This window comes from Burkholderia crassaminum (genome assembly GCF_964265005.1).
Lineage (GTDB): Bacteria > Pseudomonadota > Gammaproteobacteria > Burkholderiales > Burkholderiaceae > Burkholderia.
This window is the reverse complement of the sequence record NZ_OZ183800.1, coordinates 1,144,789-1,165,341: the sequence shown is the minus strand read 5'-3', so window position 1 is coordinate 1,165,341 and position 20,553 is coordinate 1,144,789. Positions and strand designations below refer to the sequence as shown.

Below are 20,553 nucleotides of genomic sequence, written 5' to 3'. Positions count from 1 at the left end.
AAAGTTACGGACCATTTTGCCCGGGGGACGGAACGCCTTTCCGCGCGTGGACGCGCAAGCCGGACGACCTTGCGCGCTCACTGGCCGATCGGGATCGTCCGCACGTACTCGACCGCCGGCGCGCCCATCGTGACCGTGAAGCGGACCCCGCGCGGCACCGGTACGCCGATCGACGTCGAATTGCTGATGCCGTGCTGCGCGAGAAACTGCGCATAGCTCTGTTCGATGGCGGCCTGGCTCGTTGTCCATCCGCCGGGCGGGATCCATACGGAAAGCTGCATCGAGCGCGCATCGTTGCTGACCACCACGCGCGCGAACGCGTCCATGTGTTGCAGCGCGTCCTCCACGTCGGCGAGCGACGCGAGCGGCTGCGACGCGCTGCGCACGAGTTCGCGCCCCTTGAGCTGGTAGCGCACGACCTGCATCTGCGTCGGCCCGCCGCCGACGCCGAGATGGCGCACCATCACGAGCTCGCCCGGACGAATGCGCAGCGGCGGCCCGAACACTTCGTCGGCCGTGACGAGGTTCGTCAGGTCGAACTGCAACTGGGAGAAGTAGCGGCCGAGCAGACGCGTTTGCGCCAGATTCGACGCGATATCGTCGCGGCCGCGGATCGTCGCGTCGAGGCCGCGCCACGACAGCAGCGCGATCACGGCGAGCAGCGCGATCGCGACCAGCATCTCGATCAGCGTGAAGCCGCGGGCACGCGCCGCCGCGCGCGGTTCAGCGGCGCGCTTCATTCTGGATCACCGTGACGACTTCGGCGAGCACGTTGCGGCTCGACGCGGACGGATACACGCTCACCGTCACGCGACGCACGAGCGGGCTCGGCAACGCGGCCACCGACTGGCGGCACACGAACCGGTAGCGGCCCTGCGGGCATGCAAACGTGTTCGTGCCGACGGGCGGCCAGGTCGAAGCGATGCGGATCTCGCCGAGCGCGTTGTCGGCGCTCCACAACGCGAGCAGGCGCATGCGCGCCATGTCGGTATCCGACGCGAGCGCGCCGATCGCGCGCATCACGGCACCCAGCGCCACCGCGACGATCGCCAGCGCGATCAGCACCTCGATCAGCGTGAATCCCCGTTGCGGCGCCCGCGCCGTGCGCGATCCGCCGCGCGCATGGCGGTTGTAGTCGGTTCTGTCGTCGCACATGACCTGCATTCTTGTCGATGGGTCGGCGTCCGGCATCCGGCGTTCAAATCACGGCGCGAAGCCGCATCGCCGGCGCGACGGACGCCGTGCAGGGACGTTAAGCGCGGCGTATGGCACACACGTGTCGAATGGTACGGACCATTTGGCGCGGGGGCCCGGACGGACATGCGCCCACGCGCGCCGCATGCGCTATCGCGCGAAGGGCGTAGCGCGGCGCGGCGGGCGAACGGGCGGAAAACGGAAAACGGAAAACGATCGGAAAAAAACACCCGGCGGCGGGCGGTGAAGGCGATCCTCGAGCGGGATCGACGCGACGGCCTCAGGCCGTCACGGCGGCGTCATACTCGGCGCGGGCAAGCTGGCCGGCGGCATATGCCTCGGCCTCGCCGCGAAAGCCTTCCCGGCTGAACGCAACGACTTTCACGCCAACGCCGGTCGCCCGCTTCACCGTCAGCGCCCATTGCCATCCGCCGTCTTGTTCAAAGACGTGCAGCGAGGGTTCGAAGGAAGGGTCGAGTACGGTCACGCGTTTTGCTCCTGCCCCCTTGCGCGCCGCATCGGCGACGCTTGGGGCATGTCGAAAGGGTCGCGCCGGGATACGACGCGCTTCTGCCATTCGACAGTCTAGTCAAGGATTGTTGCGACGCACCATCAGAGGTTTCACTCATCTATCGGAACCGATCGGTCGATCGAATTTTCCTGAAACCCATATGGGACGGGTCTCAGCGCCGTTTTATAGCGCGCGGTTTCGTGCTCATGCGGCAACGTGCCGCACACGCGACTGCTTGCCTGCGTCGGTCGCCCGTGAGTTAAAAAAACGGGGCGCGAATCGCCCGGCGATCCGGGCACCGCGGTGGCGAGGGTCGTTACCGGCCCGTTCCAGCCGGCATCACACGCCGGAACGTCAGGTTCACCCGCTCGCCCTGCACGCCCGGCGCCTTCGGCACGCGATGCTGCCATTCGGCCTGCGTGCGTCCGCGCATCACGAGCAGGCTGCCATGCGCGAGCCGATACGCATGCGTGACACCGGTCACGCGATGGCGCAGGTCGAACACGCGCATCGCACCGAGGCTCACCGACGCGATCACCGGTGCATCGCCAAGCTCAGGCTCGTTGTCCGCGTGCCAGCCGAGGCTGTCCTGTCCATTGCGGTAGCGATTGAGCAGCACGCTGTTGAAACGCGCGCCGCATGTCGCCTCGACCGCGCACTTCAGGTCGAACACGGCCGGCGTCCACGGCGCCGGCACGTTGCGGATCCCCGAATACACGTAGACGGCATCCGGCTCGCCCTGCCATGCGGTGAGCCGCGGCAGCGGAATGCGTCCGCGCGGCGTGCGGATCGTGTCCTGCCGCCACGCGACCTCGTCGATCAGCGCGGCCAGCGCGCGATCGGCATCGGGCGGCGCCAGCCAGTCCGGGTACCAGTCCACGTCGGGGGCGGGCGTGTCAGCGAAGAGATCGGGTGTCGACATGTCGAGAGGAACGGGCGATGGGCGAAGCGAATAGTGCATGCCTGCATACTAGCCAACGGCGTCGCACGCCGCCATGCGCTGTCATTCGCAGTTGAAGAAAGCTGCCGCCCTCCCTTCTCCCGCCGATGACGGGCTTGCCCCGGTCCCGCGAATGATTTTTTCCAAACGGGGGACAGTGCGCTACCCGCCGCGCGTCAGCCGGATCAGCGTGATCTCGGACGGCACGCCGAAGCGGTTCGGCGGCCCCCAGTATCCGGTGCCGCGGCTCGTATAGAGCCACAGATCGCCAAAGCGGCTCAGCCCGCCGATCACCGGCTGCTGCAGCCGCACGAACGGCGGCCACGGAAGGAACTGGCCGCCGTGCGTGTGCCCCGACAACTGCACGGTAAACCCCGCGCGGTTCGCCGCTTCCGCGCTGCGCGGCTGGTGCGCGAGCAGGATCTTCGTTGCCACCTCGTGCGGCGCCCCCGCCAGCGCCTGCTCCGGGTCGCTGCGATGGGCGGGATCGAACCCGCCCGCCGTGAAATCCGTGACGCCCGCGAGCACCGCGTGCGCGCCGTCATGCTCGATCAGCACGTGCTCGTTGAGCAGCACCGTCAGCCCGATGCGCCGGAATTCGTCGATCCACGCATGCGCGCCCGCGTAATACTCGTGGTTGCCCGTCACCAGGAAGCTGCCGTGCCGCGACTGCATGCGGCCGAGCGGCGCCGTGTGCTCGCGCAGGCGCTTGACCGAGCCGTCGACCACGTCGCCCGTCACGACGACGAGGTCGGCATCTAGCGCATTGACCGCGCGCACGATCCGTTCCACATAGGGCCGCTTGATCGTCGGCCCGACGTGAATGTCGGACAGTTGCACGATCGTCAGCCCGTCGAGCCCGGCCGGCAGCCCCGCGACCGGGATCGACACCCGCTTGACCGCGGCCGTGCGGCGCGCACCGACGAACCCGATCACGGTGACGAGCACCGCGCCGACCAGCACGCCGAGCGCCGTGTCGGTCGCCGCGCCGGGCCATGCGCCGTCGTGCCCGAGATTCCGCCATGCAAACACGCCGAGCAGCACGAATTCGCGGAGGAACGTCAGCAGGAGCAGCGACGAGAAGAAGCCCATCACGAGCGACCCGACCCAGCCGGCCAGCGTCGCGGCCCAGCCTTCGTCGAAGCGGCGCGAGAACATGCCGACCGGGATCAGCACGACGAAGCTCGCCAGCACGAGCGCCGCGATCGTGCGCGCGACCGGCGACGCGAACGCATCGGGAATGATCCGCATCCCGACGTACAGATGGAACAGCACGCCGATTGCGATGAACCGGACAAAAAAACTTCGCATGGAACGCTCACCTTCGTTGCGATGCTGCTTTATCGCTTCCGCGTCGCGCGTCACACGGGGCCGTGAGGCTCCGTTCCGCGCGTCGCACCAGACGTACGATGGTACACAGATCGCGGCGGCGACGACCGGTCGCTGGCCTGGCGTCGCTGCCGCTCGACACAGCGCGAGGCCACGCCCTCATCGGCCTGCCCGAAGTGAACGCGATCGACGACTTCTTGAAGCGCCCCCGCTACCGGCATGAAACGCACGCTGCGCCTGCACATCCAGGTCAGCTACTTCGATCAGTCTGCCGGATGATCGATGGGAGCGTCCGCGGCTTGCCCGAAGGCGCCGCGCGTCGGCATGCGAAGCCGATGGCGCTGCGCGCCGTTGCCATTGCCATTGCCATTGCCATTGCCATTGCCATTGCCATTGCCATTGCCATTGCCATTGCCATTGCCGTTGCCGTTGCCGTTGCCGTTGCCGTTGCCGTTGCCGTTGCCGTTGCCGTTGCCGTTGCCGTTGCCGTTGCCGTTGCCGTTGCCGTTGCCGTTGCCGTTGCCGTTGCCGTTGCCGTTGCCGTTGCCGTTGCCATCGCCATCGCCATCGCCATCGCAGACGAGCAGACGAGCAGACGAGCAGACGAGCAGACAACTCTCGCCGAACGCCCGCTGCAGATCTGCGTGGCCGATCTCGACGCACTGCGCGCTTCGCACGCCATCCCGTCGACCGACTCGTCAACATCGTCCTCCGGCCTGCCGGGCCAACCTGATTCCCATGCGTTCGAGTGGCAATCGACCATTTCCACACCGATTTCACCCTATCGCCAAGGCAAACTCAGCCACCCTTCGTTCGTCTGACGATCCTTTACAGTCTGTTAGCAACCCTACGCGAGCTTGCACTGGCAGAATCGCGACGGTCCGGTCCCGGTTGCCCTCGGTTGCCGAAACGCGATGCCGGACGAGTGGATGCGCTCCCCGACCGGCAACGCCCCCACGGTGCGCAAGGCGGATCGCTGGCGGTCCGCATCACGCTGATTTATTATCGGCTCCGTATCTTGGAATCGTCGTCGCGGCGACGATCCGCATTGCGCCGCGCCCGGCATCCACCCCCAACGTCGAGCTCGTCACACCATGAGAAAAACAACGCCGCGCGCGCCGTTGCGCGTCGCCGCCGTCCTGGCGCCCGCCCTGCCGCTCGCGGGTTGCGCATCGCGCGGCGCACCGTCGTACGTCCTGTTCGGCGCGTATTTCCCGCTTTGGCTCGTCAGTGCGATCGTCGGCGTCGTCGGCGCGATCGTCGCGCACCGCGTATTCGTCGCGACCGGCTGGGCCGCCACGGTGCCCTACCAGCTTGCCGTCTGCACCGCGATCGGGCTCGTGGTCGCCGTAATCGTGTGGCTCACCGGCACGGGGCCGTTCGCATGAAGGCCGCCGGCATCGCCCGCCCCTCGACCAAAGGCCGCGTGATCGCACTGGCGATCGTCGCGCTCGGCATCGCTGCGCTCGTGTACGCGTACTACCGCACGACGGCCTACCCGTCCACCGACGACGCGTCGATCGACGCGGACGTCGTGCATGTCGCGTCACCGGTCGGCGGCCGCATCGTGCAGCTCGCGGTGCATGAAAACCAGCGTGTCGCGAAGGGCGACCTGCTGTACGTCATCGATCCCGTGCCGTACCGTCTGACGGTTGCGCAGGCGCAGGCCGACCTCGAGCTCGCGCGCGCCTCGCTCGACACGCGCCGCCGTTCGCTGATCGGCGAGCGCTCGAACGCGGCCGTGGCCGCTGAGCAGGTCAAGCGCGCGACGCAGAACCACGACCTTGCGGCGCGCGACGTGAACCGGCTCGCACCGCTCGCCGCGCAGGGCTACGTCAGCGCGCAGCAGTTCGACCAGGCGAAGGTCCGCCAGCGCGACGCAGCCGTGTCGCTCACGCAGGCACAGGAACAGCAGCGCGCGTCCGCGCAGACGATCGGCGACGACGCCGATGCGATCGCGACGCTGCATGCGCGCGAAGCCGCGCTGGCGCGCGCGCAGCATGCCCTCGACGACACCGTCGTGCGTGCGCCGCACGACGGCCTCGTCACGGGCCTGACGGTACTGACCGGTGAAACCCTGGCGTCGAACCAGTCGATCTTCACGCTGATCGACGCGAGCGAATGGTTCGCCGTCGGCAACTTCCGCGAGACGTCGCTGAGCCGCATCGCGGTCGGCGACTGCGCGACCGTTTATTCGATGATCGACCGCAGCCGCCCGCTGACGGGCAAGGTCGTCGGCATTGGCGCCGGCATCGCCGACAGCGCACGCATCAACCTGCCGCGCACGCTGCCGATCGTGCAGAACTCGGTGAACTGGGTGCACGTCGCGCAGCGCTTCCCCGTGCGCGTGAAGCTCGACGAACCCGACGGCACGCTCGTGCGCGTCGGCGCCAGCGCGATCGTCGAGGTCCGGCATGGCACTGCCTGCCGCTGAGGTTCGCGCGCCGGGCCCGCGCGAAATCCTGCGGTTGCTCGCGCCGTTTCCGGGGCGTGCGTCGATTGCCGTGCGGGTCGCGCTGATCTGCGCGCTGACCGCGTTTGTGACGGCCGCATACGGCACGCCCGAAGCCGCGCTGTCCGCGTACGTCGTGTTCTTCATGATCCGTGCCGACCGCGTGACGAGCGTCGTGCTCGCGGCCGCGCTGCTGCTGATCGTCACGATCGTGATCGGCCTCGTGCTCGGCATCGCGATCTTCAGCATCGACTATTCGATCCTGCGGGTTGCGTGCATGGCCGTGCTGTCGGTCGCCCTCCTGTACCTGACCTCGGCCAGCAAGCTGCGCCCGGTCGGCGCGATCCTCGCGATGATCGTCGGCTTCGGGCTCGACCAGCTCGGCCTCGCGCCGTTCGGCGAAGCCGCGACGCGCGCGCTGCTGTACATCTGGCTGACGATCGCGATCCCGGTCGGTGTCGCGATCGTCGTCAACCTGCTGATCGCGCCGTCGCCGCGCAAGCTCGCGCACGCGCAGCTCGCGAAGCGCCTGCGGCTCGCCGCGCAGCGGCTGCGCGGCGACGATGCGGCACGCGACGCATTCGATACCGGCCTTCACGAAGGCGACAAGCAGCTGCTCACGTGGCTCAAGCTGTCGACACTCGAAGGCTCGTCGTCCGCCGCCGACTTCGCGGCATTGCGGCAGGCCGTGGCATCGAGCACCGCGCTGCTCGTCGGCGTCGCGCTGGCCGATCGCGAACCGGGCGCGCGGCTGCCCGACACGTACGCCACCCCGATTGCCGCGACGCTCGACGAGATGGCCGACATCCTCGACCAGGGCGGCTACCCCGTCGACGTGACGCTCGCACTGCCGCCGGCCGACTCACTGCCGCCGCTCGCGCGTGTCGCTGTCACGGATATCCATGCGGCGATCACACGCTTCGCGGAACCGGCCGCAGCGGCTGAAGCCACGACGGATGCATCGGCCGCCGCGGCCAACGCGCCGGCGGCCGCCCCCGAAGCGCCTGCTGCCGCGGAAGCAGCCACGCCGCCCGCACCGCGCGGCGGCTTTTTCCTGCCCGACGCGCGCACCAATCCCGACCACATCCGCTACGCGCTGAAGACAACCGCCGCGGCGATCTTCTGCTACCTGCTGTATTCGCAGCTCGACTGGTCGGGCATCCATACGTGCGTCGTCACCTGCTACATCGTTTCGCTCGGCTCGACGGCCGAGACGGTCGAGAAGCTCACGCTGCGAATCTTCGGCTGCATCGTCGGCGCGCTACTCGGCACAGCGGCACTCGTCTTCGTCGTGCCGTCGCTGTCGTCGGTCGGCCACCTGATGGCGCTCGTGTTCGCCGGCGGGTGGCTCGCCGCGTGGGTCGCATTCGGCTCGCCGCGCATCGCGTATGCCGGCTTCCAGATCGCGTTCGCGTTTTTCCTGTGCGTGATCCAGGGCGCCGGCCCCGGTTTCGACCTGACGATCGCGCGCGACCGCACGATCGGCATCCTGCTCGGCAACGTCGTCGTGTATCTCGTGTTCACGCGCATCTGGCCCGTCAGCATCGGCAAGCAGATCGACGCCGGGCTCGCGGCGCTGACCGACCAGTGGCGGCGCCTCGTGCAGGTCGCGCAGCCGGCCGAGCGGCGTGCGCTCGCAGCTGAGGCGTTCGCCCGCCACGGCGCGATCGCGCAGGCGCTCGGGCTGGTTCACTACGAACCGTCGTGGGTGCGGCCGGCCGCCACGTGGCTCGCCACGCGGCGGCGCACACTCGCGGAACTCGGCGCGCTCGAGGGCCCGCTGTTCCTGCTCGCCGAACGCAAGCCCGGCGACGCGGCGATCGCCGCACAGCTCGCCCGCGTGACCGAACCGCGCGACGACGAAGCCGCGCGTCATACCGATTCGCCCGCGCCGCAAGCCACTCCGCCGGGCGCCGCGCCTGCCGACTCCGCGCGCGACGCGTTGCTGAACCTGATCGACACGCGGCTCGCGCACATCGCCGACGCCGCCCGTCAAGCCACACCGAAGGAGCCTGCCCCCCATGCGCCTACCTGAACCGCCGGCCGCCTCGATCGCCGCCGCCGCCCTCGCGACCGCCGTCGCGCTGGCGGGCTGCGCGACGTCATCGATCGATCTGGCGCCGGAGGCGTCCGACCGCCCGTGGCAGCCGCAGACGTCGGCTGCTGGCGACATCGTGCCGGGCCCGCCGCGCACGTCCGCGCAAGGTTCGCACGACTACACGCTGCCCGCCTCGCCCGCACTCGCGTCAGTCTCGCCGCCGGCCGCGCTCGACACCGCGCACGCATACACGCTGCCCGAGCTGATCGATCTCGCCGAATCGGCGAATCCGCTGACCCGCATCGCCTGGAACGATGCACGCAACGCGGCGCTCGCGGTCGGCCTGGCCAAGTCCGCCTACCTGCCGAGGCTGTCCGCGACGGCCATGGGTGCGTACCAGGCAAACCACGGCTCGACGTCGACGATCCTCGGCGACTCGTCGAGCGACACCACCGCTCACGGCACCATCTCGGCGCTGTCGCTGCAATGGCTGCTGTTCGACTTCGGCGGCCGCGCGGCGCGCGTCGAAGCGGCCGAGCAGGCGTCGATCGCGTCGAACGTCGCGTTCACGGCCGTGCACCAGCAGGTGATCCACGACGTGACCGTCGCGTATTACCGTTACGACGCCGCGCGCTCGCGCGCCCTCAGCGCCCGGCAGGGCCTCGCAAACGCGGACGCGATCCTCACGGCCTCCCGCGCGCGGCTCAAGCATGGCGTCGGCACGGTCGTCGAGCTTGCGCAGGCGACACAGAACCGCGCGCAGGCAAACCTCGCGCTCGTGCAGGCGAACGGCACGGAAAGCGACAGCTACCTCGCCCTCGTCTCCGCGCTCGGCATCTCGCCGCTGTCGAAGCCGACCATTGCCGCGCTGCCGAAGCGGCCGCTGCCGCCCGCACTTGGCTCGTCGGTCGACGCGATCGTGTCGGATGCAATCGCGCGCCGCCCCGACCTGCAGGGTGCGTTCGCGCTTGAAAAAGCCAATCGCGCGAAGATCAAGGCCGCGGAAGCCGCGTTCATGCCGAAGATCTTCCTGTCCGCGTCGACGTCGTACGCGAGCGGCGGCACGTCCATCTCCGCGCTGCCCGCGATCGGCGACCAGGCACCGACCGTCAACCTGAACGGCAGCCGCTACGGTGGCGGCGTGTTCCTCGGCGTGACGATTCCGCTGTACGACGGCGGCCTGCGCTCGGCCGTGCTGATGCAGGCGCGCAACGATGCGGAAAGCGCCTCCGCGCGACTCACGCGGACCAAGGAGGAAGCCGTCCGTCAGGTCGTCGCCGCGCAGAACGCGGTGCAGACGAGCCTTGCGTCGCACGACGCGGCGAAGGCGCTCGTCGACGCCGCGCAGACGAGCTACGACGCGGCGCTGACCGCGTACCGGAACGGCGTCGGTTCGGTCACCGATGCGACGATCGCGCAAAGCCAGTTGCTCGCCGCCCGCAACGCGGAGGTCGACAGCTATGCCGGCGCGCTGTCGGCCGCTGCTGCGCTCGCGCTTGCGACGGGGACGATCGGCTCGGCGCAGTAGCCCGACCACCGCGAGGCGGTTGACGCATGCGCTCGCCCCCCACTAGAATGCCGCCCATTCTCCCTTCAGGAACCATCGTGGACAGTTGCAGCACTCCGTTGCGTGCGCCGCTTGCCGCCTGAACGCCTGTCCGACGCAGTTCTCCTGCCCGGCTCGCGTTCCGCGAGCCGCACGCCTACCGTTTCACACTGAATGACGCATTCGCGCGGTACAGTACCGCGCGATGACGGCTATCTTCGCGTCGCTTTCGGCATTGCGCCGCAGCGACGCGAAACGGCACGCGCTCCTTGCACGGCAGGACAACCATGACTTTCGATTTCGCACTTCGTCTTTTCACCGCGTTCGCCTGCGGCGTCGCCATCGGCCTCGAGCGCCAGATGCGCCAGCGCACGGCCGGCCTGCGCACGATCACGCTCGTCGCGAGCGGCGCATGCCTGTTCGTCACGCTCGGCGTGCTGACCGGCAACGGCGTCGCGGGCGTCACGCAGATCGCCGCTTACGTCGTGTCGGGCGTCGGCTTTCTCGGCGGCGGCGTGATCATGCGCGACAAGGGCTCGATCCAGGGCATCAACACGGCCGCGACACTGTGGTGTTCGGCCGCCGTCGGCGTGCTGGCCGGCTCCGGTCATTTCGTACCCGCGCTTGCCGGCACGGGTGTCGTGCTGCTCACCAATACGGTGCTGCGCGGCGTCAGCCAGGCGATCAACGCCACACCCGTGTCGAACGCCGATCTCGTGCGCGAATACCAGATCACCGTGATCTGCCTGACCGCCGACGAAGTGCACATCCGCACGCTGCTGTCGAACTCGATGTATGCGAAGCCGCTGTCGTTCCAGAGCCTCACGAGCGAGGATGTGCCCGACCAGCCGGACCGGCTGAAGGTGACCGCGACACTGAAGCTGCATCCGAAGGATCAGCAGAAGCTCGAGCAGATCGCGAGCCGGATGAGCATGGAGAAGAGCATTTCCAGCGTGAGCTGGACCGCGAAGGAAGCGGAGCCGCTGATGGAGTGAGCGGCCCGGCGGCAGCCGCGTGTCGCGCTGCCGCCCGCGCCCGCCCTCATTCCGGGTCAGGGCGTCTCGATCAGACCGGCCGAGATTGCCTTGACGACCGCCTGGACCTTGTTCGTCGCACCCAGCTTCTCGAGGATGTTGTTGACGTGGAAGTTGACCGTCCGCTCCGAGATGCTGAGGATCTGGCCGATTTCACACGCGGTCTTGCCCTCGGCCGTCCAGCACAGTACCTCCCGCTCGCGCGCGGTCAGCGTGACGCCCGCTGCCGGCGACAGCTTCGGCACCATGAAGCGGCTCATCAGTGAGTGCGACAGGTTCGCGAGCCAGTTCGTCTGCAGCGTCAGCATGTTGATTTCCGCCGGTGTCAGGGGGTCGGCATGGCGTGCGATGCTCAGCAGGCCGAACGCACCGCGAGCCGCCCAGCTCGACTGCGCGATGCCTACCGACAGCCCGAACTCACGCGCGTCCTGCCACAGCGGGCACGGTTCGATCCGGTCGACGTCCGGCCACACGATCATGTTGGTGCTGAGCGCGCCGTCGCGAACCGTCGAATCGATCTCGATGTAGTTCTGCGCCTGGTAGTGCGCCATCCATCCGTCTGGATAGGTATTGAAGATCGCTACCGATGGCTTCGATACGGGCAGCGGCACGCGAATGCCATAACAGCAGTATTCGAATCCCAGCCGTTTGGAATAGGCGGCAATCCGCTGGAAGAGCTGCTGCTCGTCTTCCGCGGCGCTGAATTGTTGATAGGCATCCTGCCAGCGCAGTTCCATTCATTCTCCGACAACGTCACGCTGTCATACTTGTCAGGTTCCAGCACCCGTTCGACGCTGATACATTCCGCGCATGACTTCACCTTTGCTGCACCCGGTCCTCGGCCCGTCCCCGGACGGCTACGTACGCCTGTCAGAAAGCGCACTGGCCGTGCTTGCGCTCGACCATGTCGCAAGCGGCCTCGACGCATCGCTGCTTGCGGAATTGCGCGACAGCGCAATCGACGCACGCCTCGCCGGCTATACCGAATGGCATCGCCCGGCCAGTGCCGGCGTCGCTTACGTGACGATCGGCTGGGACTGGTATCTCGAACGCGCGACGGGCACGTTCGTGATCGCGGGCGGCGACGTCCGCAGCAACGTGATGGCCGTCGACGCCACGGGCACCGACATCGGCATGTTCCGCACGGCCGCCGCGCTCGCCGCGCGGCTCGCGTACATCGACTGGCCCGCAGCGGTCGCGTCGGCCCTGCTCGGGCACAACGACGCCTATCATGCCGGTCCGACGCTCCAGTGACAACTGGCCGCGCATTCCTCTGACGATTTCCGCGATGCTGGCGCTCTTTATAAGCAAAAGCGGCACGGTTTTCAATCCCGTTGATCAAGAAACCGTTACCACGTCCTGATCGGCGTCGTTCCACCGCCACCCTGTAAGAGTTACCAGTTACAGCCTCCTCGTGCTGCGCGATGTAATGCGCACATACAAAAGCACAGATCCGAGGACACCATGCAGACCTTCGTTCACGAGGAAGGGCGGTTGCCGCACGAACTAGCAGCGGATCTCGGGCGCTATCGGCGCCGTGTGTTCGTCGAACAGCTCGGTTGGGCGCTCCCGTCGGCGAACGAAAGCTTCGAGCGCGACCAGTTCGATCGCGACGATACCGTGTACGTGTTCGCGCGAAACGCCGGCGGCGACATGTGCGGATGTGCGCGCCTGCTGCCGACCACGCGCCCGTATCTGCTGAAGTCGCTGTTCGCCGAACTGATCGCCGAAGACATGCCGCTGCCGCAATCGGCCGCCGTCTGGGAGCTCTCCCGGTTCGCGGCGACCGACGACGAAGGCGGGCCGGGCAATGCCGAATGGGCCGTGCGCCCGATGCTCGCGGCCGTCGTCGAGTGCGCGGCGCAGCTTGGCGCGCGGCAGTTGATCGGCGTGACGTTCGCGAGCATGGAGCGGCTGTTCCGCCGGATCGGCATACACGCGCACCGCGCAGGCCCGCCGAAGCAGGTGGACGGACGCCTGGTGGTCGCGTGCTGGATCGATATCGATCCGCAAACGTTTGCCGCACTAGGAATCGAGCCGGGGCTGGCTGCCCGGCAAGCCATCGCCGCCTGATCCGGAACACGCGTTCCTGTTCAGGCGGCATCGTAACGAAGGAGAATCAACGTGGACCAGTCTCAGGTCTTTCGCGCGATGATGCCCGGGTTGACGAGCCCCAACGGCGCCCGCATCGCGGTCGCCTACCCGTCGTTTCCCCGGCCGCTGCCGCTCGTGCGGCTCGACCGGCGCGGCCTCGTGTTCCGTGCCGCCGGCGCCGCGCCGCTCGTCTGCGGGCTGCCGCGCGCAGCGACGCTGCTGGTCGCGGACGAGCCGCTCTGCTCGCTGCGCCTCGTGATCCGCGACATCGCGCCGGCCGGCGAAGGCCGGCATGACCTGACGATGCAGCCGTCCGGCGCCGCCGGTGACGAATTGCTGTGGCATGCGTTGCGCGACCGCGAACCCTACCGCCGGATTCAGCACCCGCTCGCCCCTGTCGACACGTCCATCGCCGCCGACAGCGAACCGCATGCATCGGCGGGCGAAGCCGGGGCGCGCCCGTCGCGCAGCGCGGCCTTCCGGCTGCCGTGCCACAGCGACGCATTGTTCTTTGCCGACTGGCTCGAATATCACTTCGACGAATTGCGCGCGCTGTCGCAACAGCACGGGCCGCAACTGCAGCTCAACCAGCTCGAGCGCCAGGTCGCCGACGACGAAGTCGGCGTGCGCTTCGTCTACGACATCGACGGGCATGCAACGCGCCACGCGCTGACCGACTGCGCGCGCGAAGCCTGTGCATGGATCGAGACGGAGATGCGCGACAAGTTCGCGTTGCCTGTCGCGCAGGAGCGGTTCAGCGCGTTTGCGGCGCACGCGCGGGCCGGCGGCATGTGATTCCAGTGCAACAGAAAGTTGTATCGATACAACTAGGGCTTGCCATGCCTCGGGTTTTCCCTTAAATTTACGTCTGTCTCCTCCATGTCTCCAAACATGGATTCAGCCCGCTGCGATGCAGCGGGCTTTTTCTTGCCTGTTCGAATTGCGGGGCCATACCATCGCCCGCCTTCATCGGTTGCCTGCGCACACAGTCAGGCACGCCACAATCGGAATCGACTATCATCGGCGGGTCTGCCACGCTCCCCCGAGGCCATCTTGCACGCCCATCTGCGCATTGCCCGCCCGGTCAGCAACCTCGCCCGAACCGAACGCATGTATCGCGACGGCCTCGGCCTGTCCGTCCTTGCACGCTTTGAAGATCACGACGGCTTTTCCGGCGTGATGCTCGGACGCGATGGCCTCGACTATCACTTCGAATTCACGCACTGCCCCGACCACCCGATCGCGCCGTCGCCAACGCCGGAAGACCTGATCGTGTTCTACCTGCCCGATCGGCCGGAATGGGAATCTGCCTGCGCGAGCGCCACAGCGCATGGTTTCATGCCCGTGACGTCGTTCAATCCGTACTGGGAAATATCCGGCCAGACCTTCGAGGATGCCGACGGCTACCGGATCGTGCTGCAGAACGGCACGTGGCGCTGACGGGCGAATCCGTGTGAGCCGTTACGCGCCGACCAGGTCGGCGGCGCGGGCGGCAAACACGACGTGCCGACGCAGCGCGTGTCCTTCCGGCAACGCAGGATGGTCGAAATCGCGCGTGGGCTGACGCTGCATGCCGAGCCGCTGCATCACATGCTGCGATCGCAGGTTGGTGTCGGCCGTCCACGCGAGAATCTCGTCGAGCCCGATCCGGTCGAACCCGTCGGCCAATGCGGCGGCGGCCGCTTCGGCGACGTAGCCATGCCCCCAGGCGTGGCGAGCCTGCCGCCACATGATCTCGACGCACGGCGCCATCGGATGTGTCGCACGCACTTCGTGCGACAGGCCGCACACCCCGATCAACATCGCGTCGGCACGGCGCTCGACTGCCCATGGGCCGAAGCCGTGCGCATTGAAATGCACGTCGAAGCGCGCAATGACGTCGCCCGCCTCGTCAATGGACATCGGGCCGCGCGCGAGCCACGCAGTCACTTCCGGATCCGCATGCATCTCCGCCAGCGCACCCGCATCCGCCGGCTGCCAGCGACGCAGCGTCAGACGCCCGGTTTCGATCTTCGACGGTGTGGACATGGGGGAGACGGATCGTTCAGGCGGCGTAACGCGAGCGCCTTCACATACCCGAAAGCGGAATGGACGAAGAGGAAATCGTGATCGTCGCTTGCGCCGGCGACGATCACGGGAACAGATGACGAGAAACGGGCGCCGGCGCGCCCGCGGCAATTACTCGTTCTCTTCGAAGTAATGCCCGAACTTCGTCTGCTTCGTGCGGATATAACGCTCGTTTTCCTCGCGCACGGGCACCGCAAGCGCCACGCGTTCGCAGACGGGGATGCCGTGCTTCGCGAGCGTGTCGAACTTCGCGGGGTTGTTGCTCATCAGCCGCACCGACGTCACGCCGAGGATCCGGAGGATCGCGGCGGCCGAGTCGTATTCGCGGGCGTCGTCGGGCAGGCCGAGGTCGAGGTTCGCTTCGACCGTGTCGCGCCCCTGCTCCTGCAGCGCGTATGCGCGGATCTTGTTGCTCAGGCCGATCCCGCGCCCTTCATGGCCGCGCAGATACAGCAGCACGCCGCGGTCTTCGGCCGCGATGTAGCGCAACGCGAGATCGAGCTGCTCGCCGCAGTCGCAGCGGTACGAGCCGAACACGTCGCCGGTCAGGCATTCGGAATGCAGCCGCGTCAGCACGGACTGCTCGCCGGCGACGTCGCCCATCACGAGCGCGAGATGTTCGGCATCGCTGCCCGATACGCGGAAAGCGTACGACGTGAACGTACCGTAGCGCGTGGGCAGCGACGCCGTGGCGACGAGCGTCACGCACTCGTCGGCCTGGCCATTGCCCGGCGTGGGCGATTGGGGACGCGAAGACATCATGAATTCAATCGAAACGTTCAGGAATGTAGGAGTTGTGTGGATAGTACGTGACGGCAGTTTACCGCTAATCTGGAATCGTCACGCGACTGCCGCCACCTGCGCGGCTATACTGGGCTCGTCGGGTGACACGCATCACGCCCTGCCTGCCCAGCATCGACCTGCACACGGAGAAAGCGAATGAGCACGACTGTCGCGCAGATTCTCAAGGCCAAGCCGGATTCGGGCCGTACCATCTACACCGTCAAGAAGACCGATCTCGTCTACGACGCCATCAAGCTGATGGCGGAAAAGGGCATCGGCGCGCTGCTGGTCGTGGACGGCGACGACATTGCGGGCATCGTCACCGAGCGCGACTACGCGCGCAAGGTCGTCCTGCAGGATCGCTCATCGAAAGCCACCCGCGTCGAGGAAATCATGACGGCGAAGGTGCGTTACGTCGAACCGTCGCAATCGACCGACGAGTGCATGGCGCTGATGACCGAGCACCGGATGCGCCACCTGCCCGTCCTCGACGGCGGCAAGCTGGTCGGCCTCATCTCGATCGGCGACCTCGTCAAGAGCGTGATTGCCGATCAGCAGTTCACGATCAGCCAGCTCGAACACTATATCCACGGCACGCCCGCGGTCACGTCCGCCTGATCCACCCCAGCAAAAAAGGCCCAAACGCGCGAGCGTCTGGGCGGAAAGCCGCCGGAATGCGGCGACGGAGGTTCTGCTCCTGCGGGCGAATGACGCGGGCAACTGGCGCGCGTCTCGTCGATTAAGCGGTGCGCTCGGCAGACCCGGGGGCGTTCAGTTGCCGAAGTAGACCGAGTTCACGGGGTTCGGTGCTTCACGCGTCATGCGACGGCCGGCTTGTCCGGCACCCGTCGCCACGGCACCGTAGCCGCTCGTATCAGCCTGCGCGAGCGTCGGCTGGTTCGGTTGAATGCGTTGTTCGGCGGCCTGGATGTTGTCCGGATACTGCGAATCGGTCGCCAGCGGCTTGTAGCCGTTCTGTTCGAGTTGCACGAGCTCGGCCTTGACCTGGTCGCGGGTCAGCCCCTGCTCCGACTGCGCAAACGATGCGATCGGGGCGGCAAGGACGGATGCGGCGATGGCTGCGTAGATGATCGACTTCATGATTTACCTCCGGAATATGTTCTCTTATGACGTCGCCTCGGCAGGACTGTCTGAAGCGATTGAATGGAGTGTAGTTCTCGTCATCCCAAGGGGAAACCCTTAGTTTGAACATACAGCGTTGCGATTTTGACAAGAATAACCCGCCTTTCCCGGACGATATCGCCGCAACTTGCTTCGCCGGCACAACAATCGCTGACGAAATGCCGACGGCCAAATCACATATCCCAAAGGTTGTGTTGTAGAATCGTAAGGTTTTATTCGCTAGTCGATATTCCATCCACCATGTACGCGCTCACGCCCCTTTCGGTTTCGCCGTCCGGCCCGGCCGGCGTGCGCGCGCGCGCCGGCCATCCGGCGTATCCCCTCGCTCGACGCACGGCCCAGGCGCCGCTCGCCCCTGCCCGGCGCCTGATCTGACGGCTCGGTCTCCTCCCGGAGCCAGTCAGACAGGCTCCGGGCGATCCTCATAGGCACGCCACGCCTGCCCCTGCCGATCATTTGGAGAACTGCCATGAAACAACGCCTTTACCAGTTGACCGAACTCGACGTTGCTCGCCTCGAGAAGCACGCCGAACACAACCCGCGCTTCCAGACGATGCTCGATACGCTGCTCGAGCGCGCCGACATCGTCCAGCCCGATGCCATCAAGGCGAACGTCGTCACGATGAACTCGCAGATCACGCTGCTCGACGAAGCGACCCAGGAACAAGCCACCTGGACGATTGTTTATCCGGATGCCGCCAATCTCGAACTCGGCCGCCTGAACGTCTTCTCGCCCGTCGGCATGGCGCTGCTGGGTACCCAGCGCGGCCAGATGGTCAAGGTGATGCAGCCGAGCGGCGCCGAAAAGCTGATGAAGGTCGCCGCGATCGTGTTCCAGCCGGAAGCCAACGGCGAATACACGCGCTGAGCTATCTGCCGCGGGTATCGCCCCGTAACGGCGCACAACGAAAAAGCGAGGCACGGGCCTCGCTTTTTTGCATCCGGACGACGCGAATCGTCGACACCACATTCCGCAGACGAAAAAAAAGGCGCCCGAAGGCGCCTTTTTCGATGCTGCGAAGCGGGTTACCCCGCCGTCACGCTTAGAAGCGGTGACGCAGACCAACCGTTGCTGCGGTTTGGTTGATCGACGAGCTCGGCAGGTTGTTGTTGAAGCTGTCGCCGTTGTAGATCGATGCGCCAACACCGTTCTTCGCTGCACGCTGGTACACAGCTTGTGCGTAGACGTCCGTGCGCTTCGACAGTGCGTAGTCAGCTTGCAGGCCGAACTGGTTCCAGTGCGTGCTGCCGTTGTTGATCTTCGCGTTCGTGTACGTGTAAGCAGCGCCCAGGCCGAGAGCCGGCGTCAGGTTGTACTTTGCGTTGACTTCGTAGTTGTCGGTGCGCACCGAGCCCAGGCTACCGACTGCATTGTTGTCGAGACGCGCTTGCGTCCATGCTGCGCCGACTTGTGCCGGACCGAATGCATAACCAGCAGCAGCACCGTACGTGCGGACGCGGCCTTGGCTAGCAACGCCACCGATCGCCGACGACGTTGCGCCGCTACCGTTCGTACCGTCACCCAGGTTCGCTTGCGAGTATGCAGCTGCCAGCTTCAGACCTTGGAACTGGTATGCAGCACCCGCGCTGTACGCACGGTTGTTGCCGAAGTTCGTGCTGTTCGAGAACGAGTACGTGGCGCCGAATTGCAGGCCAGCGTAGTTCGCGCTCGTGAACTTGACGGTGTTGTTCGCTGCGACGTCGCCGGTCGTGCTCAGACGGTCGAGGTTCAGCGGGTGCGCGAAGTACGTGCCGCCCCACGAACCCGTTGCCGTCAGCGGCGCCAGGTAGTCTTGCGCTGCGTCATACTGCTTACCCAGCGTGACCGTGCCGTACTGGCTCGACAGGCCGACGAAGGCTTGACGGTTGAACATGCCGCCGTTGTTGCCCAGCTTGCCGTTACCGATGCCGAAGCCGCTTTCCAACGTGAAGATTGCCTTCAGGCCGCCACCCAGGTCTTCCGAGCCACGCAGGCCGAAACGGCTCTGGTCAATGCCCGAACCCATCGCGAAGCGCGACTTGCCAGCTTGGCCCAGTGCCGGTTGGACGTTGCTCGTGTAGGTGATGCCTGCGTCCAGCACGCCGTACAGCGTGACGCTGCTTTGCGCGTGAGCGACGGTAGCAAACGATGCTGCAGCTGCTGCAACGATCAGAGTCTTGTTCATTCGTGGAGCTCCCTTCTAAAAAGAGGCAGGTCTCGCGACCTTGTTCATAAACGGTCTGCAACCGCCCGGGAGCGCCATCGATCCTGCTGGCCGCGCCCGGATAGTTGCCCGTTTGGGAACCGTGAGTTTAGGGGTGTACCCTAGGGGAGCGATCCGCAAATAAAGAAATAAGCTTTTCCAGAACTAGAAATAATGAAAGTGGGGCCGAGTTATAAGTATTTGTTTTAACGTTTGTTTTTGACTTCTTGACGGGGGCTTTTTGGAGGCTTCCATCGCACCATTCTTTCATGTCATCGTCTTGACGGTTGCATAGAAACAACAAACGGATTCGGTACACCACCCCGGAATCGGCAAATTTTACCCAATTCAGTCTCGAATTTCAGGCTCCGAGCACCTAAAACGCATCCGTCAGCCAGTAAACAGGGCGCGACGTTCGTACAACGGACAACCTCCACCCGTCAGCCGCAGCAAAACAGAAAGGTCGGCTTGCGCCTGCCGGCGGCTCGCCTGCCTGCCTGCCGTGACGCACGGTAACAGCCTTAACCGCGCGCGTAACCCGGTCGGCGGACTGGCAGGCTAATGTAAGGCAGCCTCGAATACTGAACAAACAGGACACGCCATGAATCGACGCTCCTTGTTACGCGCCATCGGATTGACCGCCGCCTTCGTCGGCACCGGCAGCTGGCTCCGCGCCGCCTCGGCCCAGCCCGCGCCACCCGTGTACCGGCCGTCCGGCCCGAACCGCGTGCCCGGCGGGCCGCCCTATGCGGACCGGCCGGGATTCGCGCCGCCAGCCGCCCGACACGATCGCCGCCCGCCGCCGCCACGGCCGCACGGCTATATATGGACGGACGGCTACTGGCGCTGGCAGCGTGGCCGCTATATATGGGTGTCCGGCCGCTGGGTGTCACGGCGCCCCGGGCGTCGCTGGGTGCCCGGCTACTGGCGTCGCCAAGGACACGTGTGGATCTACGTCGACGGTACATGGCGATAGGCAGGCACCCGGCGCCTGGCACTCGGCCGATGGCAGGCCCGGGATCAGGCGGCGCGGCGAACCCGCGCCATTCGGCCCCGACATCGTGATGCCTGGCAGGCGGCCCCGCGCGCCCTGCCCGACCTCGCCCCGGTGCCGGCGTCCAAACCGGTGTCGAGGCGTCCATCAGGTCAGGCAACCTCGGCCGCCGACATGCCCGCCGATCTGCGGTGCGCCATCCCGGCTCGACCGGACCCTGCCACGCCGCTTGTGCGCCATGCAGA

At 66.6% G+C, this 20,553-nt stretch carries 23 protein-coding genes; 12 read left to right on the top strand and 11 right to left on the bottom strand.

Features of this window, described 5'->3' with window-relative positions; genetic code table 11:
- Positions 1 to 77 precede the first annotated feature (77 nt).
- The 6 genes from ACPTTF_RS22365 to ACPTTF_RS22340 all read right to left on the bottom strand — a co-directional run bounded on the left by ACPTTF_RS22365 (position 78) and on the right by ACPTTF_RS22340 (position 4,651).
- The gene (locus ACPTTF_RS22365) at positions 78 to 740 is read right to left on the bottom strand and encodes a PulJ/GspJ family protein (protein WP_423368251.1); all 663 of its coding nucleotides are present in this window, start codon (positions 738 to 740) and stop codon (positions 78 to 80) included.
- Entirely contained in the window at positions 724 to 1,155 is a 432-nt protein-coding gene (gene gspI / locus ACPTTF_RS22360; protein WP_423368250.1) for a type II secretion system minor pseudopilin GspI, read from the bottom strand. The genes ACPTTF_RS22365 and gspI overlap by 17 nt, the downstream gene beginning before the upstream one ends.
- A 319-nt stretch (positions 1,156 to 1,474) precedes the next feature.
- Complete coding sequence (locus ACPTTF_RS22355) at positions 1,475 to 1,681, bottom strand: hypothetical protein (protein ID WP_034180396.1); 207 nt, start codon at positions 1,679 to 1,681, stop codon at positions 1,475 to 1,477.
- A gap of 340 nt (positions 1,682 to 2,021) precedes the next feature.
- Positions 2,022 to 2,627: an alpha-ketoglutarate-dependent dioxygenase AlkB family protein gene (locus tag ACPTTF_RS22350; protein ID WP_423368249.1), complete on the bottom strand. Its 606-nt coding sequence runs from the start codon at positions 2,625 to 2,627 to the stop codon at positions 2,022 to 2,024.
- A 180-nt stretch (positions 2,628 to 2,807) separates the two neighbouring features.
- Positions 2,808 to 3,956 carry a metallophosphoesterase gene (locus ACPTTF_RS22345; protein WP_423368248.1) on the bottom strand — a complete coding sequence of 383 codons (1,149 nt, stop codon included), beginning with the start codon at positions 3,954 to 3,956 and terminating at the stop codon, positions 2,808 to 2,810.
- Positions 3,957 to 4,237: 281 nt separating this feature from the next.
- Positions 4,238 to 4,651, bottom strand: coding sequence for a hypothetical protein (locus tag ACPTTF_RS22340; protein ID WP_423391178.1), 414 nt, complete (start codon positions 4,649 to 4,651; stop codon positions 4,238 to 4,240).
- Between the two features lie 417 nt (positions 4,652 to 5,068).
- Here ACPTTF_RS22340 and ACPTTF_RS22335 point away from each other — a divergent pair, with 417 nt between their 5' ends.
- From ACPTTF_RS22335 to ACPTTF_RS22315, 5 genes are all read left to right on the top strand, one after another.
- Entirely contained in the window at positions 5,069 to 5,362 is a 294-nt protein-coding gene (locus ACPTTF_RS22335) for a hypothetical protein (protein ID WP_011547413.1), read from the top strand.
- Positions 5,359 to 6,408: a multidrug transporter subunit MdtN gene (gene mdtN / locus ACPTTF_RS22330; protein WP_423368246.1), complete on the top strand. Its 1,050-nt coding sequence runs from the start codon at positions 5,359 to 5,361 to the stop codon at positions 6,406 to 6,408. Before ACPTTF_RS22335 ends, mdtN begins: the two co-directional genes overlap by 4 nt.
- Positions 6,389 to 8,461 carry an FUSC family protein gene (locus ACPTTF_RS22325; RefSeq protein ID WP_423368245.1) on the top strand — a complete coding sequence of 691 codons (2,073 nt, stop codon included), beginning with the start codon at positions 6,389 to 6,391 and terminating at the stop codon, positions 8,459 to 8,461. The genes mdtN and ACPTTF_RS22325 overlap by 20 nt, the downstream gene beginning before the upstream one ends.
- Entirely contained in the window at positions 8,448 to 9,992 is a 1,545-nt protein-coding gene (locus ACPTTF_RS22320) for a TolC family protein (protein ID WP_423368244.1), read from the top strand. Before ACPTTF_RS22325 ends, ACPTTF_RS22320 begins: the two co-directional genes overlap by 14 nt.
- A 305-nt stretch (positions 9,993 to 10,297) precedes the next feature.
- Positions 10,298 to 11,005 (top strand): MgtC/SapB family protein, encoded by a 708-nt coding sequence (locus tag ACPTTF_RS22315; protein ID WP_423368243.1) that lies wholly within the window; start codon positions 10,298 to 10,300, stop codon positions 11,003 to 11,005.
- A gap of 56 nt (positions 11,006 to 11,061) precedes the next feature.
- On the opposite strand, the gene ACPTTF_RS22310 is transcribed toward ACPTTF_RS22315, so the two are convergent.
- Positions 11,062 to 11,781, bottom strand: coding sequence for an autoinducer binding domain-containing protein (locus ACPTTF_RS22310; RefSeq protein WP_166951319.1), 720 nt, complete (start codon positions 11,779 to 11,781; stop codon positions 11,062 to 11,064).
- Between the two features lie 73 nt (positions 11,782 to 11,854).
- Here ACPTTF_RS22310 and ACPTTF_RS22305 point away from each other — a divergent pair, with 73 nt between their 5' ends.
- The 4 genes from ACPTTF_RS22305 to ACPTTF_RS22290 all read left to right on the top strand — a co-directional run bounded on the left by ACPTTF_RS22305 (position 11,855) and on the right by ACPTTF_RS22290 (position 14,578).
- Complete coding sequence (locus ACPTTF_RS22305) at positions 11,855 to 12,298, top strand: DUF4902 domain-containing protein (RefSeq protein ID WP_423368242.1); 444 nt, start codon at positions 11,855 to 11,857, stop codon at positions 12,296 to 12,298.
- A 210-nt stretch (positions 12,299 to 12,508) separates the two neighbouring features.
- Positions 12,509 to 13,117 (top strand): acyl-homoserine-lactone synthase, encoded by a 609-nt coding sequence (locus tag ACPTTF_RS22300; protein WP_423368241.1) that lies wholly within the window; start codon positions 12,509 to 12,511, stop codon positions 13,115 to 13,117.
- Positions 13,118 to 13,168: 51 nt separating this feature from the next.
- On the top strand, positions 13,169 to 13,933 hold the full coding sequence (locus ACPTTF_RS22295) for a hypothetical protein (RefSeq protein ID WP_166951310.1): 765 nt from the start codon (positions 13,169 to 13,171) through the stop codon (positions 13,931 to 13,933).
- A gap of 258 nt (positions 13,934 to 14,191) precedes the next feature.
- Positions 14,192 to 14,578 carry a VOC family protein gene (locus ACPTTF_RS22290; RefSeq protein ID WP_423368240.1) on the top strand — a complete coding sequence of 129 codons (387 nt, stop codon included), beginning with the start codon at positions 14,192 to 14,194 and terminating at the stop codon, positions 14,576 to 14,578.
- A gap of 21 nt (positions 14,579 to 14,599) precedes the next feature.
- Here the strand turns inward: ACPTTF_RS22290 and ACPTTF_RS22285 are convergent, their stop codons facing one another.
- Both ACPTTF_RS22285 and ribA read right to left on the bottom strand, forming a co-directional pair.
- A complete protein-coding gene (locus tag ACPTTF_RS22285; RefSeq protein ID WP_423368239.1) occupies positions 14,600 to 15,166 on the bottom strand; it encodes a GNAT family N-acetyltransferase in 567 nt (188 codons plus the stop codon).
- Between the two features lie 150 nt (positions 15,167 to 15,316).
- Positions 15,317 to 15,967, bottom strand: a complete 651-nt coding sequence (gene ribA, locus ACPTTF_RS22280) for a GTP cyclohydrolase II (RefSeq protein ID WP_069260282.1) — start codon at positions 15,965 to 15,967, stop codon at positions 15,317 to 15,319.
- 177 nt (positions 15,968 to 16,144) lie between these two features.
- Between ribA and ACPTTF_RS22275 the strand changes: the two genes are divergently transcribed.
- Positions 16,145 to 16,606 carry a CBS domain-containing protein gene (locus tag ACPTTF_RS22275; protein WP_423368238.1) on the top strand — a complete coding sequence of 154 codons (462 nt, stop codon included), beginning with the start codon at positions 16,145 to 16,147 and terminating at the stop codon, positions 16,604 to 16,606.
- Positions 16,607 to 16,759: 153 nt separating this feature from the next.
- Here the strand turns inward: ACPTTF_RS22275 and ACPTTF_RS22270 are convergent, their stop codons facing one another.
- Positions 16,760 to 17,089 (bottom strand): DUF4148 domain-containing protein, encoded by a 330-nt coding sequence (locus ACPTTF_RS22270; protein ID WP_166951298.1) that lies wholly within the window; start codon positions 17,087 to 17,089, stop codon positions 16,760 to 16,762.
- Positions 17,090 to 17,600: 511 nt separating this feature from the next.
- Between ACPTTF_RS22270 and ACPTTF_RS22265 the strand changes: the two genes are divergently transcribed.
- On the top strand, positions 17,601 to 17,999 hold the full coding sequence (locus ACPTTF_RS22265) for a GreA/GreB family elongation factor (RefSeq protein WP_006486027.1): 399 nt from the start codon (positions 17,601 to 17,603) through the stop codon (positions 17,997 to 17,999).
- Positions 18,000 to 18,174: 175 nt separating this feature from the next.
- Here ACPTTF_RS22265 and ACPTTF_RS22260 read toward each other — a convergent pair whose 3' ends face one another.
- Positions 18,175 to 19,296, bottom strand: a complete 1,122-nt coding sequence (locus ACPTTF_RS22260; protein ID WP_423368237.1) for a porin — start codon at positions 19,294 to 19,296, stop codon at positions 18,175 to 18,177.
- Between the two features lie 619 nt (positions 19,297 to 19,915).
- Between ACPTTF_RS22260 and ACPTTF_RS22255 the strand changes: the two genes are divergently transcribed.
- On the top strand, positions 19,916 to 20,290 hold the full coding sequence (locus tag ACPTTF_RS22255) for a YXWGXW repeat-containing protein (RefSeq protein WP_166951292.1): 375 nt from the start codon (positions 19,916 to 19,918) through the stop codon (positions 20,288 to 20,290).
- Positions 20,291 to 20,553 lie beyond the last annotated feature (263 nt).

Excerpts from the sequence above, each read along its gene's own strand:
- ACPTTF_RS22300 (WP_423368241.1), top strand. The coding sequence starts at position 12,509 with ATGCAGACCTTCGTTCACGAGGAAGGGCGGTTGCCGCACGAACTAGCA.
- ribA (WP_069260282.1), bottom strand. The coding sequence starts at position 15,967 with ATGATGTCTTCGCGTCCCCAATCGCCCACGCCGGGCAATGGCCAGGCC.
- ACPTTF_RS22315 (WP_423368243.1), top strand. The coding sequence starts at position 10,298 with ATGACTTTCGATTTCGCACTTCGTCTTTTCACCGCGTTCGCCTGCGGC.
- ACPTTF_RS22310 (WP_166951319.1), bottom strand. The coding sequence starts at position 11,781 with ATGGAACTGCGCTGGCAGGATGCCTATCAACAATTCAGCGCCGCGGAA.
- ACPTTF_RS22255 (WP_166951292.1), top strand. The coding sequence starts at position 19,916 with ATGAATCGACGCTCCTTGTTACGCGCCATCGGATTGACCGCCGCCTTC.
- gspI (WP_423368250.1), bottom strand. The coding sequence starts at position 1,155 with ATGTGCGACGACAGAACCGACTACAACCGCCATGCGCGCGGCGGATCG.
- ACPTTF_RS22305 (WP_423368242.1), top strand. The coding sequence starts at position 11,855 with ATGACTTCACCTTTGCTGCACCCGGTCCTCGGCCCGTCCCCGGACGGC.
- ACPTTF_RS22350 (WP_423368249.1), bottom strand. The coding sequence starts at position 2,627 with ATGTCGACACCCGATCTCTTCGCTGACACGCCCGCCCCCGACGTGGAC.
- ACPTTF_RS22320 (WP_423368244.1), top strand. The coding sequence starts at position 8,448 with ATGCGCCTACCTGAACCGCCGGCCGCCTCGATCGCCGCCGCCGCCCTC.
- ACPTTF_RS22335 (WP_011547413.1), top strand. The coding sequence starts at position 5,069 with ATGAGAAAAACAACGCCGCGCGCGCCGTTGCGCGTCGCCGCCGTCCTG.
- ACPTTF_RS22275 (WP_423368238.1), top strand. The coding sequence starts at position 16,145 with ATGAGCACGACTGTCGCGCAGATTCTCAAGGCCAAGCCGGATTCGGGC.
- ACPTTF_RS22270 (WP_166951298.1), bottom strand. The coding sequence starts at position 17,089 with ATGAAGTCGATCATCTACGCAGCCATCGCCGCATCCGTCCTTGCCGCC.
- ACPTTF_RS22325 (WP_423368245.1), top strand. The coding sequence starts at position 6,389 with ATGGCACTGCCTGCCGCTGAGGTTCGCGCGCCGGGCCCGCGCGAAATC.
- ACPTTF_RS22285 (WP_423368239.1), bottom strand. The coding sequence starts at position 15,166 with ATGTCCACACCGTCGAAGATCGAAACCGGGCGTCTGACGCTGCGTCGC.
- mdtN (WP_423368246.1), top strand. The coding sequence starts at position 5,359 with ATGAAGGCCGCCGGCATCGCCCGCCCCTCGACCAAAGGCCGCGTGATC.
- ACPTTF_RS22260 (WP_423368237.1), bottom strand. The coding sequence starts at position 19,296 with ATGAACAAGACTCTGATCGTTGCAGCAGCTGCAGCATCGTTTGCTACC.
- ACPTTF_RS22265 (WP_006486027.1), top strand. The coding sequence starts at position 17,601 with ATGAAACAACGCCTTTACCAGTTGACCGAACTCGACGTTGCTCGCCTC.
- ACPTTF_RS22345 (WP_423368248.1), bottom strand. The coding sequence starts at position 3,956 with ATGCGAAGTTTTTTTGTCCGGTTCATCGCAATCGGCGTGCTGTTCCAT.
- ACPTTF_RS22365 (WP_423368251.1), bottom strand. The coding sequence starts at position 740 with ATGAAGCGCGCCGCTGAACCGCGCGCGGCGGCGCGTGCCCGCGGCTTC.